The organism is Rubellimicrobium aerolatum, assembly GCF_017872975.1.
Lineage (GTDB): Bacteria > Pseudomonadota > Alphaproteobacteria > Rhodobacterales > Rhodobacteraceae > Rubellimicrobium > Rubellimicrobium aerolatum.
The window spans coordinates 59,791-74,983 of the sequence record NZ_JAGGJP010000002.1; the positions used below are offsets into that span (position 1 = coordinate 59,791).

The 15,193-nt window shown below is 64.1% G+C and carries 14 protein-coding genes; 7 read left to right on the plus strand and 7 right to left on the minus strand.

Annotated features, from left to right (window positions below):
* Positions 1-47 precede the first annotated feature (47 nt).
* From drmD to J2Z33_RS02550, 4 genes are all read right to left on the minus strand, one after another.
* Positions 48-3,143 carry a DISARM system SNF2-like helicase DrmD gene (gene drmD / locus J2Z33_RS02535; RefSeq protein WP_209837590.1) on the minus strand — a complete coding sequence of 1,032 codons (3,096 nt, stop codon included), beginning with the start codon at positions 3,141-3,143 and terminating at the stop codon, positions 48-50.
* Positions 3,144-3,321: 178 nt separating this feature from the next.
* Complete coding sequence (locus J2Z33_RS02540) at positions 3,322-4,236, minus strand: TIR domain-containing protein (protein WP_209837592.1); 915 nt, start codon at positions 4,234-4,236, stop codon at positions 3,322-3,324.
* Positions 4,233-4,976, minus strand: coding sequence for an E2 domain-associated cysteine-rich protein (locus J2Z33_RS02545; protein ID WP_342454111.1), 744 nt, complete (start codon positions 4,974-4,976; stop codon positions 4,233-4,235). The genes J2Z33_RS02540 and J2Z33_RS02545 overlap by 4 nt, the downstream gene beginning before the upstream one ends.
* 53 nt (positions 4,977-5,029) lie before the next feature.
* On the minus strand, positions 5,030-6,565 hold the full coding sequence (locus tag J2Z33_RS02550) for an adenylate/guanylate cyclase domain-containing protein (protein WP_209837595.1): 1,536 nt from the start codon (positions 6,563-6,565) through the stop codon (positions 5,030-5,032).
* 131 nt (positions 6,566-6,696) lie between these two features.
* Between J2Z33_RS02550 and J2Z33_RS02555 the strand changes: the two genes are divergently transcribed.
* The 6 genes from J2Z33_RS02555 (at position 6,697) to J2Z33_RS18915 (ending at position 10,594) form a co-directional block, all read left to right on the plus strand.
* Positions 6,697-7,614: a helix-turn-helix transcriptional regulator gene (locus tag J2Z33_RS02555; protein ID WP_245218503.1), complete on the plus strand. Its 918-nt coding sequence runs from the start codon at positions 6,697-6,699 to the stop codon at positions 7,612-7,614.
* A gap of 214 nt (positions 7,615-7,828) precedes the next feature.
* A complete protein-coding gene (locus J2Z33_RS02560) occupies positions 7,829-8,773 on the plus strand; it encodes an IS1595 family transposase (RefSeq protein ID WP_209837597.1) in 945 nt (314 codons plus the stop codon).
* A complete protein-coding gene (locus J2Z33_RS02565; protein ID WP_209837600.1) occupies positions 8,766-9,545 on the plus strand; it encodes a hypothetical protein in 780 nt (259 codons plus the stop codon). Before J2Z33_RS02560 ends, J2Z33_RS02565 begins: the two co-directional genes overlap by 8 nt.
* Positions 9,535-10,065, plus strand: coding sequence for a type II toxin-antitoxin system VapC family toxin (locus J2Z33_RS02570; protein ID WP_209837602.1), 531 nt, complete (start codon positions 9,535-9,537; stop codon positions 10,063-10,065). The genes J2Z33_RS02565 and J2Z33_RS02570 overlap by 11 nt, the downstream gene beginning before the upstream one ends.
* Complete coding sequence (locus J2Z33_RS02575; RefSeq protein WP_209837604.1) at positions 10,062-10,355, plus strand: FmdB family zinc ribbon protein; 294 nt, start codon at positions 10,062-10,064, stop codon at positions 10,353-10,355. Before J2Z33_RS02570 ends, J2Z33_RS02575 begins: the two co-directional genes overlap by 4 nt.
* Entirely contained in the window at positions 10,322-10,594 is a 273-nt protein-coding gene (locus tag J2Z33_RS18915; protein ID WP_425342573.1) for a DUF7662 domain-containing protein, read from the plus strand. The genes J2Z33_RS02575 and J2Z33_RS18915 overlap by 34 nt, the downstream gene beginning before the upstream one ends.
* A 76-nt stretch (positions 10,595-10,670) precedes the next feature.
* Here J2Z33_RS18915 and J2Z33_RS02580 read toward each other — a convergent pair whose 3' ends face one another.
* From J2Z33_RS02580 to J2Z33_RS02590, 3 genes are all read right to left on the minus strand, one after another.
* Positions 10,671-11,063, minus strand: a complete 393-nt coding sequence (locus tag J2Z33_RS02580; protein ID WP_209837606.1) for a hypothetical protein — start codon at positions 11,061-11,063, stop codon at positions 10,671-10,673.
* 221 nt (positions 11,064-11,284) lie between these two features.
* Positions 11,285-11,659: a hypothetical protein gene (locus tag J2Z33_RS02585; RefSeq protein ID WP_209837608.1), complete on the minus strand. Its 375-nt coding sequence runs from the start codon at positions 11,657-11,659 to the stop codon at positions 11,285-11,287.
* A gap of 104 nt (positions 11,660-11,763) precedes the next feature.
* Positions 11,764-12,177 (minus strand): hypothetical protein, encoded by a 414-nt coding sequence (locus tag J2Z33_RS02590; RefSeq protein ID WP_209837610.1) that lies wholly within the window; start codon positions 12,175-12,177, stop codon positions 11,764-11,766.
* A 584-nt stretch (positions 12,178-12,761) separates the two neighbouring features.
* Between J2Z33_RS02590 and J2Z33_RS02595 the strand changes: the two genes are divergently transcribed.
* Positions 12,762-14,459 (plus strand): plasmid recombination protein, encoded by a 1,698-nt coding sequence (locus J2Z33_RS02595; RefSeq protein WP_209837612.1) that lies wholly within the window; start codon positions 12,762-12,764, stop codon positions 14,457-14,459.
* Positions 14,460-15,193 lie beyond the last annotated feature (734 nt).

Below are 15,193 nucleotides of genomic sequence, written 5' to 3' on the forward strand. Positions count from 1 at the left end.
GATCTCGCCCAGCCACAGGTCCGTCGCGTCCGCCGGCCGATCCCCCCTCATGTCTGCCCCTCCGGCCAAAGATAGACGATTCCGACCGGTTCCACCTGCCGCGCGGCGATCCGGTAGCCCTCGCGCACCCGCGCCGGCTCGGCTTCGATATCGCGCTCGAGGCGCGCCACCTTGTCGTCCCAGGACTTCCGGTCGGCCTCCTTCTGGCGCCTCTCGCGGTCGGCCTGCGCGCGCTCCTCGTCGCTCCGCAGATCCAGCACACCCTGCGCCGGCGGAACCCATTCAGCGCGAGCCGCAGCCACGCGGGCGAGCTGCCGGCGGATCAGGTCGGCGATGGCGGAAGCCTCGCGTTCGCCATTCTCCTGAAGCTGGCCGCGCGCCACCTCCTCGGCGGCTCGCGCCCGCTCCTCGGCATGAAGGCGAAGGTCCGTGACGTCCCGGGCCACCCAGGCTGCGACCCGTTCCGCGATCTCCGGGCGGACAGAGCCGCCGGCCCGCAGCGCCTCATGCAGTTGGGCCAGGGTGGCGGCCTCTCCCTGCTCGCCAAACGGGCTCAGCGGACGCACCTCGCGGTCCGCCTCACGCCAGCGTGCGGTTACGGGGATGATCTCTTCGTGGAGCCTCTGGCCGGCTGGCCCAAAGAGCGCCAGACGGGAGATCAGCACCACCCGGGCCTGAGGTCCGCCTGCCGGCACGATCGCCACGCGATCGAGGGCGTCGGCGAAGCCCCTCGCTCGGAATCGCGACACGAGCCGCTTCACGAGGCGATGCTCCAGATGCAGCTGGATCACGTCCTGCGGCTCCGGCTCCCCCGGGCGGAGCGCCGGCGGCGAGAAGACGAGCCCGCGCGGCGGGTTCTTCGCCCGCCAGCGCGCCAACTCGCGCGGACCCGGTGGCCGGCCAGGGCGCAACTCATCGAGGAGCGACTGCCAGCTCGGATCACCGGCAAAGGCCGGATCATCAGGGCTGAGATGGAGGGCTTCCGGAACGCTGAAATCTCCAGGGCGCAGGGCCGTCCCCCGCCCTACAAGCCCGAGCGCCTGGTCCACGACAACCATGAGATCGCGGGGATCTACGCCGATCCGCCTTCGCGCGCGTTCTTGGATCGCGGCGAGCTTGTCGTTTTCTTGCCTGAGGCGATCGAGCCGCGCCGTGCCCTCGTCCCCCATCTCGCGCCGAGCCGCCTCGACTCCCTTCGGCGTGTCAGCCGACAGCACCCGGGCGAGCTCCCGGGCTTCGCCGCGCCCGATCCCCGCCCGCAGCCGACCCTCGATGTCCTCGCGGATCACCTGCCCCGCGGCGCCGAGCTCGCGCCGGATGCGCTCCGTCTTGGCGACCAGCGCGTCCAGAACGCGATCCTCCTCGCGCTGCGCATAGGAGAAGTAGCGGCAGGTCACGACAGCGGAGGGCTGGAGCTTGCGGTCGACCCGCCCGTTGCGCTGCTCCAGGCGCGACGGGTTCCAGGGCAGGTCGAAGTGAAATAGGTCGTGGCAGCGCGCCTGGAGATTGATCCCCTCCCGGGCAGCATCGGTGCAGACGAGGATCCTCACCCGGGTCTTCTCGAAGGGGGCGTTGAACTCGATCTTGATGCGGTCGCGCGTGTCCTGATCCGCCCGGCCGGTGAAGCGCAGGATGCGCCCATCGACATCGACGCCCAAGCCGTCGAGCGCCTCCTCAACTCTCGCCACGAGCCACCGATGGGTGTCCTCCCATTCGGTGAATATGATAAGCCGCCGGTCCCGCCATACCGTGCCGTCGAGCATCTCGGCCCGGATCCACTCCATGATCCGCTCGATCCGCGCGTCGGGCCGGTGCCGATGCGCGTCGGCCAGCGCCAGCATTTCGTCGATCCGGGTCAGGGCCAGCGGTTTGCCCCTGCCCGCCAGTCTCCGGGTCTCGATCGCGATGCGGTCATCATCCTCCGGCTCGTCGCTCTCGGCGAGGGCCCTGCGCTCGAGAGTGCGGCGGTGGGTGGAAAGGCTGCGGTGGAAGGCGGCGAGGGACGAGAACAGGCGTTGCTGGAACAGCGCCAGGAGAAAGCGCGTAGACTGCGACCCCGCCGCGCCGGCCACCATGTCGGCCAGCATCTCGGCGAGGCGCAGCTCCGGGGCGTCCTCGGGCAGGCCGCTGATGACGACGGGTTCCACGCGGCGCTCGGGGAAGGGCTCGCCGAGTTGGCGCAGGTCCTCCTTGAGCCGCCGCACCATAACAGGCTCGAGATCCTGGGGTTCGACCGGGATGCCGCGGGTGAAGCGCTGCGGGTCGAGGATCTCGAGCAGCGTCGAGAAGGCATTGGAATGCCCGTTGTGTGGTGTGGCCGACAGGAACAGGCGGTGCTCGAAGCGCCCGGCAAGATCCCGGACCGCTCGCGTCATCTGACTTTCCGTGGCGTAAGCGCCGCTGCTGGACGGAGCAGCATGGTGCGCCTCGTCGAGAATCAGAAGGGAGCCCGGCCGGAAGGCGCCAAGGCTGTCGCGGAGCGGACCGGCATAGGCGTCCTCGGACAGGACGGCGTGGGACAAGGCGAAGAAGGATCCGAGCGCCCAGGGGTTCGCTCCGAACCCGCGCATCCGACGCGTCCATGCCAGATGCTCCGCGTCCACGACCGTCAGGTCGAGACCGAACTTCTGCGCCATCTCGTCCTGCCATTGCAGGATCATCGACGCGGGCGCGGCGACCACGACGAAGTCGATGCGCCGTCGCAGAAGAAGTTCGCGAACGATGAGGCCGGCCTCGACGGTCTTGCCCAGGCCCACATCATCCGCGATCAGGAGATTCGCTCGCGGAAGCTCCAACGCTTTGTGAAGCGGCAGGAGCTGGTAGGGGTCAAGGCGGATGCCTGACCGGAACGGCGCCTGGAACAGCGACCGATCGGCCGCTGAGGCAGTCCCCCATTCGGTGACCTTCAGGTGTGCGCCGAGATCCTTGGCTTCCGCCGGCTGTGCCGAGGCGAGGCTGGACCATTCATCCGAGAGCCCCCGCCATGTCCGCTCCGCGGCGAGGCAGAGGTCGAGCGTCTCGCCCTGGGCGTCATCGTCGATGCAGACCAGTCTGTGAGCAGCAGGCCGTCCCTCACCGATTGACTGGACCAGCCATCGCCGGCCTCTAGCCTCCACAAGTTCACCAATTACAACCTCGGTCACCACTCATCCTCCCCCACCCGCGAGAGGTAATGAGCCGAGGATTTCTGCCGAAGGCAAGTTCTCCCAGTGGAGGCGGCATCCAGAGCTGCCGATCGAATCGGTAGAGCAAGGATTTAATATGACACCCACCGCGACGTCTCAGTCCAAAGCGGCGGCCCGCCTGCGTGTTGGCCGTTCCTCAGCCGTTTGCCGGACCGTTGCGGAGCATGTGCTCCCGCAGCTTGTCACAGGCGGGTCCCATGAGCCGATCGTTCTCCCCGCCCTTTTCGAAGCGATAGGGAATCGTGGTGATCCCTAGTAGGTCGCTCGGCAGCTTCAGATCGACACCCCGAGGCTCCATCAGCAGCGCCCTGGATCGGCCGAGGCGCCCCATGGCCAGACCCAACTCGAGCACGACGTTGTCGCGCGGTGCTGGCCATCTCTCATCCCGGCTCTCGGTCACATCGTCGGCATGCGCCACGGCCACAGCGAAGTCCGCGCGGTCGAGGGCTTCCTCGAGGTCTTGGAGGGTGTAGTTCATGGCTCTAAAGCACCCCTGGGTCCAGAGCTCAACGTCAATGGGATCGTGTTCGAACTGGTTCTGGATCATCCGGGCTACTGCCAGGGCCTCCCTCGAACTGATTACGAACAGCCTGATGCGCTCGCGATAGGCACCGATGGTCTTGTTGCGTTCCAGCAGGCGTTTGGAGAGTTCCTGAGCGATTGCGCGATAGATGGACGGGTGGCGGCTGGCCAGGTCCGAGAAGGCCTCCTCCGACAGCCGCAGCACCACCGCCTTTTCTCCGGCCCGGACGGTCGCGGACCGGGGCTGGGTCGGCTGCACGGCGGCCATCTCGCCGACATGCTCTCCGGGGCCACGCTTCGCGATGGTCCTTCCGTTCACCATCACATCGCAGACGCCAGCGATGATCAGGAAGACGTCGTTGGTATCGGCCCCCTGCTCGATTAGGATCTCGTTCGCCTGCATCTCCCGTAGGTCACCCCGCTCGGCCACCGCCTCCGGCAGACCGGCCGCCCCTTGCAGCATCTTCTGGTTGCCGAGCACTTCGACGAGAAGGCGTCGCCCCTTGTCACCTTGGAACCGTTCGATCATTCCGATCTCCCATTCGAGCCTGAGGACAGCGGGCAGCCATCCATCGTTCCACAACAGGTCGTGCCCTTGAGCTGCGCCCAGAAGTCCTGCTCGGCGATGTCGCGATCACGGAGCGCGAAGGCGAGCTCGACGGCGGCATCCGCATGATCGCCGCAGCCTCGAAGAACTGCCGGGGAACTTCCCGTACCCAACGCACACAGGCAGCGCTGCCGAAGATTCACGGCCCGTCGCGCACCTTCCCAGACAGAGTAGAGCCTTCGGCCGTCGCGTTGGACGCGGAGTCCGTGGCCTCCAGCGCCCCGCCCTTTGCGGATGACCTCCAGCCGCTCCTGGGCCAGATCTTCGGTAAACGGGGAGCCGAGCCTGTGCGCCGCCATCTCGGCGCGAAGCTGGTGGCGCGCGGCATCCCCGTGAGGCCACGCCCGCCGATCCGGCCACCGACGACGCCTTGCGGCTCGCTCTTGGAGGGACAGGAACTTGAAGAGACGCCTCCACCAGGCTCGTGCCGTCTCTTCGTCGCGAACCGCCAGATCGTCGGCTCCGTCCCACCCGAGGCAGAATGAGCCGTCCCGATTGATGTGGCGCTCGGGGCAGAAGGCGGGCAGACGGACCGGCTCGGCCTCCCGCGCGGCGACCACGTCGCCTCGGATCTCCGCGATGATGTTATACACGGGCGCGGTGCCACCTGGGCGAGGAACGGGAAGGATGAACTCCAGGCTGGTCGACCGCACGGCCGTCATCGTGGCCCCGAACTCGGCAGCCCACCGCAACAGAAGGTCGATCGGAGTCTGGGTCACCGCCAGCGAGTATAGGGTCGCAGCAGCGTGCCGGAGGCGCCCTTGACCTCGGGGGCCGCAACAGCCAGCGCGACATCCCGCGCGGCCTTGGCCGTGGTGTCGCCCTGGTCCGCCAGCGCGTCCACCGCCTCGTCGTAGTCGATTTTCGCGGCCTTGCGCTTCTGCCCGAACAGGTTCTTCACACCTTGGCTTCCGGCCTTGTAAGCCGCTTCGCCAATGGCCGTCTCCGTGCCATCGCAGCGCCGCTGCTCATCTTCCGAGGCCAGAACGCCGCGGCTGACCGAGCAGCGAACCCGTTGCTCGCCCTTGAGGCCCAGACGCGTGATCGTCATGGGCCCGAGCTCGAACCCGATCGCGAGGCCCAACCCCTCGACATCCACACCGGCGTCGTCGAGCTTCTCAAGCGCGAGCTCGAAGCTGGACCGGAGCGCCCCGGCGCAGAGCGTGGCTGTGCTCACCGTGGCCTCCTCGTCGGTGGTCCGCGCGGTGCCTTCGCAGACCAGACCGTGCAGGCAGTCCCCGATGAAGCGGATCCGGCGGCCGGCGAAGTCTCGTGACAGCACCCGCTCCATCTCCGACCGCAGCACGTGAAGCGCCCTGACGACGTCCTCGGGGCTGTCCTCGATGTTCCGGCCTACGTAGGCGGTGAAGTTGTCGATGTCCGCGTAGATCGAGACCGCTTCCTGGCGCTTCGAATTCTTGGGCGTCAGGACCGAGATGTCGAGGTGGCACAACGGTGGCGTCTGGCGGCTGAAGTCGATGCTGCCGATCGGGTTCTTCTCAAGGTCGTCCCGCCACTCCTTCACGATCTCTTCGACGGTGACCCCGAGGTCCGCAGCCGTCTGGCAGGCCTCGATCTCGCTCGCGGAGAGGGGCGCGTTGGCGGACTTGTCGACCTTCTTGAGGCCGATCGCCTCGCGGGCCCTGTTCGTCAGGAAAATGCCTTCGGCGCGGCCGGCGCCCGAGAGCTTGGCTGCATGGTTGGCGGGTTCTCCCAGGAAGAGCGGCTCGCGGTTGCCCCGGCGGCCGTTGTTCACCGCCAAGGCTTGACCGGTGTCGATGCCGACCCGCATCCGCGCATTCGGGATCTTGTCGTCATCGTCCCCGGTCTCGCGCAGGACGTCGATGACCAGCTGCGCGATCGCGACCGCCCGCTCGACCCGACGACGCTCCGCCCCCGTCTCGGAGTTGTAGGGCTTGTAGACCACCGCGTGGAGGCGCTGGTTGTGGAAGTCCACCCTTCGGGCGTCCACGCGGGAGAGGATGCGGTCCACCGCCCGGTAGTGGAGATTGAGGAAGCGAAGGGTCCGGCGATGGCAGGTCACGCCCTCCTCGCCCGTCACGCCCAGCATCTCCGAGATGTTAAGAATGTCAGCGTAGAGGTGGACCGCGTCCATCCTGTAGGCCTTGGTGACCGGAATGCTCTCGAGCGACATGTCCCGGGCGAAGTCGACGACCGTGACGGTCTCGACCTCCTTGAGCCGCTTGTCGATCTGCTCCGCGGCGCGCGAGCGCTTCCACGTCTTCGCCATCGTCCTGCTCTCTTTTACCTCTTCGCCGACCGTTCGTGTGGTCAGCGTTTGCCTGGGTCGGGGAGTTGACCCATCTCGAAAGTAGATGGATATAGTTTTAACGCCCGTCAAGGCACTTGAAAGGGGACATTATGGAGGAGCAGGATCGGCGCCGTTGGGGTCAGAGCCGGCGCTTCGAGTTCATGGAGTGGAAGCTCTTCTGGGAGGGCACCCTGAACCGGGGCGATCTCGAGGACACCTTCGGCATCTCAACGCCTCAGGCATCGCTCGACCTGCGCATGTACCGGGAGGTGACGGGAGAGAACACCGTCTATGACTCGTCCGAGAAGGCCTATGTCCCGAGCCCGCAGATCGCGCCACGATTCCTTCGGGTTTCGGCGGACCGTCTCCTCCTTCAGCTGAGGGCCTGGCTCACGGGGGCCCTCCGACGCGAGGATCTTTGGTTCAGATCGATGCCGCCCGTCGATATCACCCCGGACATCACGCGCAACGTGGACGCCAGTTGTCTACGGCGAATTCTCGAGGCCATGCGGTCCCGTAAAGGGCTCGAAGTCCAGTATCAGTCGCTCACCAACACACGCTGGCGGATCATTGCCCCGCACGCGCTGGCTTTCGACGGGTTCCGATGGCACGTCCGGGCCTGGGCCTGCGACCGCGGGGAGTTCCGGGATTTCGTGATCAGCCGGATCGACCAGATCGGCGAAGCGCGCGAAGTCGATTACGATGCGCGGGATGATCTCGAGTGGAGCACCAAGGTAACCCTGAAGCTCCGTCCTCACCCGCGCCTCGGCGACGCCCAGAGACACGCGATAGAGCGGGATTACGCGATGATCGATGGGTATCGCGAGATAGAAGCCCGACTGTCCATGGCCTACTACTTCATCCGTAGAATGAACCTCGATCTCGTGGATCTCCCGCCGGAGCGCCTTCAATTGTCGCTGGAGAACCTTTCGGAAGTTCAGAATGCCATGCAGTCTGCCAAGAGTGAAAGCAAAGCGCGGATTGGAGGCCGTCAACGGCGGTCATCCTTGCCTCAAGCTTCCGATTAGTTACAGCCGTCGAGACTGCCGGACCGGGTTCCCGGCCTAGGGTTGTTATGGGGAAGTCGAAGTCACCGGCATAGGATCGAGGTTTCGACACGATGGTGGCGCCGACAACCCAAGTTCTCAGGAAGCCCCGCGACCCTGAGGTTTAGCTCTTGGCGATTATATACATTGCAAACACGGCGGACTTGCCCTAACTCAAGGGCAAGGAGATACCGCCATGTCCATGCTGTCCCGCCCCTACTTCCACGACGAAGCCGCAGCGTTTGCGCACGTCGAGGCGGTGCTGTGGCCTGCGGGAGCGGTTTGCCCCCATTGCGGCTGCACGGGCCGCATTACGAAGGTGAAGCCGAACCTTGAGAAGCGCGTCCGCATGGGCCTGCACCGCTGCGGCGATTGCAAGAAGCAGTTCACCGTCACGGTCGGCACCGTGTTTGAGGCGTCCAAGGTGCCGCTGCACAAGTGGCTGCAAGCGGTCTACCTGATGACGTCCAGCAAGAAGGGCGTCAGCTCCCATCAACTGCACCGCGCCTTGGAGGTCACCTACAAGACCGCTTGGTTCATGTCCCATCGCATCCGCGAAGCCATGCGCGACGGCAACCTTGCCCCGTTCGGCGGCAACGGTGGCGCCGTGGAGGCGGACGAGACGTTCATCGGCCGCGAGCCCGGCAAGCCGGTCCAGCGCGCCTACCATCACAAGATAAAGGTTCTGAGCCTCGTTGACCGTGAGACGGGCCGCGCCCGTTCCATGGTCGTGGACAACCTGCACCCTAAGACTATCGCCCCGATCCTGCGCGAGAACATCGCCAAGGAAGCCCGCTTGATGACGGACGAGGCCGGTCACTACCTCCACGTCGGCAAGGAGCTCTCCGAGCATGGCGTCGTGAAGCACGGCCAAGGCGAATACGGTCGCGGCGACACCTACACCAACACGGTCGAGAGCTACTTCTCCATCTTCAAGCGCGGGATGAAGGGCATTTATCAGCACTGCGGCAAGCAGCATCTGCACCGTTATTTGGCAGAGTTCGATTTCCGCTGTAATAATCGGCAGGCCAATGGCTTTGACGATTTCGCTCGCATGACGCAAGAAATGAGTGGTATTGTGGGCAAGCGTCCGACCTACCGGCAGTCATCTTACCACGGGGCACAAGCGTCAAATGGATGAGAACCGAGTTCGGCTAACAATTATCCCCTCCGGGGAGGATCGTGATGCCTTGTCTGCTGGTGACTTCATTAAGCAGGTGGATGCCCTGCGCAAACTCGTTGCCCTTGCTCCTGGAGGTCGTGAGGCGGAAACGCGTGTTGTCCGCCTATCTATGAATAGCCCCGCTACGATTGAACTGGAGGCACTGCCGTCCAAGGCGGGAAGTCGTGCCGAACTTACGCCATTTTTCCGGGATGTGTCCGATGTGGCTCAAAAGGCCGTCGCTCCTAATCGGTTGAGCCGGGAAGTATTCGATGCACTCCGTGAAATGGCGAGTGTGGTCGGAAAGGGCGTTGCCAAGGCCATCATTCAAACAAGGGAAGGTGATATCGTCATCGATGTCCCTGCGAGGCTTCGGATAGAGGCTGCATTCGGGCAGGACTACACGCGCGAAGGGACGATCGACGGTATGCTTGAAGCCGTTAACATCCACGGCAAAGCCAACAACTGCGCGCTTTACCCAGCCGTAGGACCTAGCCGTATCACCTGTCAGTTCGACGATGCGCTGTTCAAGGAGGTCAAGCCTGCTCTCGGCAAGTATGTTCTAGTGGAAGGCATCCTGAAATATAGATGGCGCGAGCGCCATCCGTTTGAAGCCCATATAACGAGGTTAGAGATCCTACCAGGCCTGGAAGAACAGCCAAAGTTCGCAGACATTTTTGGTTTTGCTCCAGATGCAACTGGCGGCACGCCCTCGGAGGAATTCGTGGGGGCCCTGCGGCATGGCTGGTAAGCCCCCGGTCATCTATCTGGACGCCTGCATCTTTATCTCGATGGCCACTAGGGAAGAGAGGCCCGGCGATGAGTCCGCCCAAGTCGCCGGGCTTGTGGGCGCCCTAGATCGGCAGCAGATCATTCCTGTTACTTCAGCTCTGACAAGGACGGAAGTTCTGCAGTGCACACTTGACGAACAGCAGAAACACTTACTGAAGAAGTTGCTAAGTCCTCCGAAGGTGCAAGTGAAGGAAATAAGCTCTCCAATCTTAGACTTGGCGGGCGAGATCAGGGAATATTATCAAGAACAAAAGATTGTAGGCAGGTCTAATCTGCCAACACTGGAAACTCCTGACGCCATTCACGTAGCGACTGCAATTCAGTTCGACTGTGAGATGATGTTCACGTTCGACGAGAAGGATCGCGCAACAGGCAAGCTCCCGAAGCGCGGCCTGATACCTCTTAGCGGCATGATCGCGGGTCGATATCCGCTCGTCATACGCAAGCCTTTCGTCGCCCAACTAGGATTCCCGGTATGAGCAAGAAGGTGAATGGAAGCAGACCAATCGACTCCACAGCGGCTGGCTCCCAAGCCGAGAAGTTCGCCGCTCTCGCCCGGGAGGTCGAAGCGGAAGAGGACGAGCAGAAGTTCGATGAGGCGTTGAGGCGCATGACAGAGAAGCCGACCGCCAAGGTTTGCCCCGAATGTGGTCACGTGTTCCGTGGCAACGGTTGGGATGGGATAGATGCGCACTGGAAGTCGAAGCACGAGGCGGTCATGCCTTACGAGGAGGCATGGCCCCTGCTCAAAGCGGGGACCTACAAGTGAGCAAGTATGATCCGCTGTCCGCGTATCTAAGCGGCCCAGGTCCGTCTAGTCGGCGACTGAGCTTCACCGAGATCGAGGAGATACTCGGCTTCGCCCTGCCACCTAGCGCGCGGGAGCATGGCCCTTGGTGGGCAAACGACCGGACGCATACGCAAGCCAAGGCTTGGCTGTCAATTGGCTGGGAAACCGCCGAATGGGACATCACGAGCGAGAGAGTCACGTTCCGACGCGCGGACTAAGGTCCAGCCTCAGTCTTGGGTCCGAGCCGCGTTTCGGGCTCGGTTTGCAAAGTATATAATTGCCTAGCTCTTGGCCTCAAGAAGCCGCTTTGAGCTTCTTGCTGAGCATTTCGGCAAGAAGAGGCGCCTGATGATTTGAGATGCTCTGCACTTCAGCCTCCCAGACCGCTTCCACAAGCTTCCCGATCCGTTTGGTCGCGAGTTCCCCAGCGCCGAATTGGTGTGCAACGTGACCGGCGGTCCTGGCGTGGGTCATCTGAGAAAAGGGGTACTCGCGAGATGGCTCACGGACCGGAATGTGGAAAGGCTCCGAGGAATAGAACCGCCGAGCTTTGTCAAACCGGCCTGGCGGATGGGTCCGGCGCGTCTTGCGCGAGGCGTACTCGACTCCGGCGGCGATGTCCGCCTCGCTATAACCCTTTGCCAAAGCGACCAGACGAATAATACAAAGGATGCTGTTGAGACCCATGGTCTTCTCCTCACAATCGAAGCGAACACCGTGTTCGCCACGCGAGGAAGATTGGTCCGTGCGGATCCCCACCAAAGCTGATTGCCGCACTTCAGTCGTTTTTCCCGCGCTCTGGCAGCTTGGGCCGGCCAACGGACGGATCCGATCTCGGCCGGCCACGCCACCGTCTAACCTGATCTTGGTGATCTTCGGTCAGTCAGTTTAGTCGGTAAGTCACAGAATCAGCAGCCCATGTCAGTAAGTCGAGCGCCGAACCACCTGACCCGATCGTGCATACTTGCCCGGCAAGACCTCTCGCGATCGGCCTTGTCGAGCCGCTCGAAGCTCGCCTCGGAGAGAAGGTCGCGGATCCGGCCCAGCAGATCGAGGACATGATCGGAGTTGGGCCAAGGCGTCGAAAGCACGCCCACAAGGTCCTCCAGGAGATTGGTGCCGGTCTCACCTGCTGCCGCATCGAGGGTGTCGTAGAGAGCGACGGCGTGGCGGTCGATGAAGGACCGGATTCCATGAATTTGGATTTCAGACCGCTCATTGGGGGCAGCCGCAAGGTGATCAGCGGATGCGGACAGGATCGAATTTGTTGAGGTGGTGCTCATCTGAGCCTCCCGACCTTTCCAGCCTTGGCGTGGGCCAAGGAGCGCACTGGCGGTCAAGCACCGTCCCGATGCGGGACGATGTAAGGGTCTAAGCCCCTGGTCGATCAGGCGGCACGGGGCGGCGCGTTCCGAAGCTTCGACCAGAGGTAATCACCCGCCCCGGCAACGGCATCGCGCAGACCGTCGGCGAGTAGACAGAGGTCTGCGACGTCCGGGTGATCGGGCGGGATAAGCGCGAAGCAGCCCGCCTCAGGGCTGTTCAGGTCGGAGACCAGCTCGAGCGAGAGCAGCTGCAGGAGCCGGTCCACGCGCCGGCAGGCCTGACGGCTCAGGCCGGGCTGCCGGATCAGTAGATCGACAAGCTCGTCGACGGACCGCGCGTGGTCCTCTCCGCCCAGGAGTTCGGCGGCATGGCGAAGGCCGTCGGCGTGGTCTTCGATGAAGCGGCGCAGCGCATCGACGCCGTTGAGGCGCTGAGGTGTTGTGACAGTATGGATGACTGATGAGAGTTGGTTCATGGGGCTCCTTGACCGGTGTTGGCCGCAGGGGATCCCGCGGCAGTCAAGAGTTCGTCCTCGGTCGCGTGAGCCTGCCCGTCCGCCTGCGGCCCGGGTCTCGCCCCGAGGACCCGGCCGCAGGCGGCACGGCGGGCGTTGTCTGCTCCATCCTATGGTGATGGCGTCCCCTCAGGACGCTCATGCGACGGCCTCGGGGCTGAACCGGTTGCACATGAACGACTTGGGAGAGGTCGAGGAGAGGGCCGCCGCCTCTCCTCGCCGCCGGAGGCGCCGGGGGTCCAGGGGGAGCGGCGAGCGGATCCCTGGCCCGGCAGGAGGCCGCCCTCCGGCGAGGAGCGGGTCCAGGGCGGAGCCTTGGCGAATGGGCAGGTGCAGCAATCCGCGCAGCGGTTGCAGCACCTGCTTAATGAGTACGTCTATGCCGCAAAGCGGCGTCGACCCTGTCCGACCGCGCGGTTCGTCTGCCCCCGAACTCTGATCAGCTTCGCCCCCGACCTGCCCCGAATGCACGCCGATACTGCTTTCGCGAGCGATCCTGAACCTTGGGCCCGACCTCCCTTCCATCGGCACCGATGGAGGCCTTCATGTCCGACGATCCGTACAAGGTGGTTCTTCGCTTCGCGGCGTTCTTTCCCGGAGTCCTGTCCCGGATCGAGATGCACGCCCTCCGCTCGGGCGGAGACCTGGACCATGTGGATCTGGGGCTCACGTCTCGCAACCGCGCCCATGTCGGCGCGACCTTCGCCGCCCCGATCAGGACCGAGATCAAGGGTATGATGAGGCAGAACCGGGCGGAAGAAGTCACGGCACTCAGGAAAGCCCGGCAGAAGACCCTGGCGGACCAGCGGGAGGAGGACGGCTTCCTTCGGCCGTACAAGGAGAGCGCCAATGGGCCGCTTCGGGAGATCGTTCTCACGGCCAACAAGGCGTACTTCGCCGCGCCGCCCGACGCACCCGAAGAGGATGTCCTGATCACCTATAGTCGCGACAAGGATGGCCATCCCATCGAGAACCGGCTTTGTAAGGCCAAGATCGCGGCTTTCGAGCAGCGGGGCCTCGAGTTCTTCAAGACCTACTTCCCTGACTCGGTTCGGCATCTGAGGCTCGATCTCGACGAGGAAGCGCCCCATTTCCACGCGATCATCATGCCGGTGGTGGAAAAGACCTCGAAGCGGCGCGGCCGCCAGCTCATGATCGAGCCCGGGTCCAATCCCCTGATCCGTGACTATGAGCATGCCCAGGACGTCGCGGGTGAGTTCTTCGGATGCTTGGGGCTTGTTCGAGGCGAGCGCAGGGCCGAGCAGCGCCGCGAGGCGCTTGAAGCGGACCTGCCGCTGCCTGACGTCCTGAAGAGCAAGGCCCCACGGGACTGGCGGGCGGAACGGGCCAAGAAGCTCTTGGATCGCGAGACGCAGGCAGATCAGAGAACAGCCGAAGCCGATCAGAAGATCGCCCATGCCGACCTCGCGGCCGCCCTCGCTCGCGACGAGCGGGAGGAGGCAAGACGCCGGCAACAGCTGGCCGAGGAGCGGCAGAAGGAGGCGGAGCAGGCCATAGGTGCCGCGCAGACACATGCGGCCACTGCACGAGCCAGCAAAGAGGCGGTCATGGTAGGGCTCGATGCCATCCTGAAGCAGGAATTGACGTACCTGCCGGCCACTGATCAGCGACGCGATGGACTGACCTTTGGACCTGCAGCGCCCGAGAGCCGGACGACGCGCGATCGGCTGATCGACCGCATCCGCCCGGCATCGAGATGGCTGACCGACATCGCTGCCTGGGTCGCTCGCCTCTTGCAACGCGAGAAGGACCTCCACCGCCAGGAGGCGGAGATTACCCGGCGGGCGGCGATCCTGGCCAAGGCCGAAGCGGCTCAAGGCCGGTCGGTGCCCGGAGACATCGCCGAGATCGCAGCCAGCCGGATGCCGGTCACCTATACGGCAAGCTCCTTTCCCGACGCCTGGCATATTGGACCGAACGCGGACAAAGTTCACGTCCAGCGACAGCTCGATGCCATGGAGAACAAGGCTCTCAGCGCCTGCCATCGCGCGACACGGGATGCCTTGCTCCTTTGCGAGGAGCCGAGCGAGCTTCGGACCGGCTTCAGCCGCGGGTTGGGCGCGCTGGAGGTCGGTGCAAACCAGAGGGGATACGATCTCGCGACCGGCAAGCACGATCCGCATCGCGCGGCGGACCCCGGTCGGGCCCTCCTGCACACAGACCAGGAAGCCTTGCCGATCCGGGTCTGGCGGCAAGGAGCGGAGGAGTTGGGGGCTCGCTGAGACCTTGACCTACAAGATGCAGGTCAGCGAGAGCGCTTCGAGCTTCTTGGCGGTTGCCAGGGACGGCCTGGGCTTGGCCCAGGGTCGAGTTTGAGCAAAGTCGATATCAGATCTTACGGCGTTTGATTACGGACGCGCGGTGACGTCGCCCCATGGCTCATAACCCGTCATCATGGCGTCGAACCCATGATAGCCTGAACGCCGCGATTGTCTTCAGCCTCGTTCAAGAGGCTCGAACTGATGCCACCAAGCTGGGCGGCACTGCGTCACTTGAGTGCTCCTTCTTTCATCCGTCTTTGCATCGGTTCCGTCTTCGGTCGCCCTCCCAGCGATCGCATCCCATTTTTGGGCTCGGCGGCCGCGGGCGCCGGGGGTGGCCAAAGAAGGGGTGTGGCCTATCGGCCTTCGCCTTCGGCTGGGCTACGCCCCCCTGTTGCGGACACGCACCTGTCTCAAGGGTGCATGTCCCTGTGCCAGGGCCGCTTGGCCGTGATCCAGGGCACGATCATAGGACCCCTTCATGAACGCCTTGAGGAGGCGGCCGCACAGGATTAGGGCCGGGAGCCCCGCGGCAGCGTCTCGATCCGCTGATGGGCTTCCCTGCAAGCGTGTGCCGATGGCGGGGGTACCAACTGAAGCATCGACTGGGACACCAACCCTTAACCCATTGATACTTTCAGGCAGATTCCGACAGTTCAAGGGACACCCGACCTGATACAATACAGTAACTTAGC

What these genes read in the sequence shown, in the direction of transcription:
- J2Z33_RS02540 (WP_209837592.1), bottom strand. Translation starts at nt 4,236, where the DNA reads ATGATCGAACGGTTCCAAGGTGACAAGGGGCGACGCCTTCTCGTCGAA.
- J2Z33_RS02545 (WP_342454111.1), bottom strand. Translation starts at nt 4,976, where the DNA reads ATGACGGCCGTGCGGTCGACCAGCCTGGAGTTCATCCTTCCCGTTCCT.
- J2Z33_RS02550 (WP_209837595.1), bottom strand. Translation starts at nt 6,565, where the DNA reads ATGGCGAAGACGTGGAAGCGCTCGCGCGCCGCGGAGCAGATCGACAAG.
- J2Z33_RS02555 (WP_245218503.1), top strand. Translation starts at nt 6,697, where the DNA reads ATGGAGGAGCAGGATCGGCGCCGTTGGGGTCAGAGCCGGCGCTTCGAG.
- J2Z33_RS02560 (WP_209837597.1), top strand. Translation starts at nt 7,829, where the DNA reads ATGTCCATGCTGTCCCGCCCCTACTTCCACGACGAAGCCGCAGCGTTT.
- J2Z33_RS02565 (WP_209837600.1), top strand. Translation starts at nt 8,766, where the DNA reads ATGGATGAGAACCGAGTTCGGCTAACAATTATCCCCTCCGGGGAGGAT.
- J2Z33_RS02570 (WP_209837602.1), top strand. Translation starts at nt 9,535, where the DNA reads ATGGCTGGTAAGCCCCCGGTCATCTATCTGGACGCCTGCATCTTTATC.
- J2Z33_RS02575 (WP_209837604.1), top strand. Translation starts at nt 10,062, where the DNA reads ATGAGCAAGAAGGTGAATGGAAGCAGACCAATCGACTCCACAGCGGCT.
- J2Z33_RS18915 (WP_425342573.1), top strand. Translation starts at nt 10,322, where the DNA reads ATGGCCCCTGCTCAAAGCGGGGACCTACAAGTGAGCAAGTATGATCCG.
- J2Z33_RS02580 (WP_209837606.1), bottom strand. Translation starts at nt 11,063, where the DNA reads ATGGGTCTCAACAGCATCCTTTGTATTATTCGTCTGGTCGCTTTGGCA.
- J2Z33_RS02585 (WP_209837608.1), bottom strand. Translation starts at nt 11,659, where the DNA reads ATGAGCACCACCTCAACAAATTCGATCCTGTCCGCATCCGCTGATCAC.
- J2Z33_RS02590 (WP_209837610.1), bottom strand. Translation starts at nt 12,177, where the DNA reads ATGAACCAACTCTCATCAGTCATCCATACTGTCACAACACCTCAGCGC.
- J2Z33_RS02595 (WP_209837612.1), top strand. Translation starts at nt 12,762, where the DNA reads ATGTCCGACGATCCGTACAAGGTGGTTCTTCGCTTCGCGGCGTTCTTT.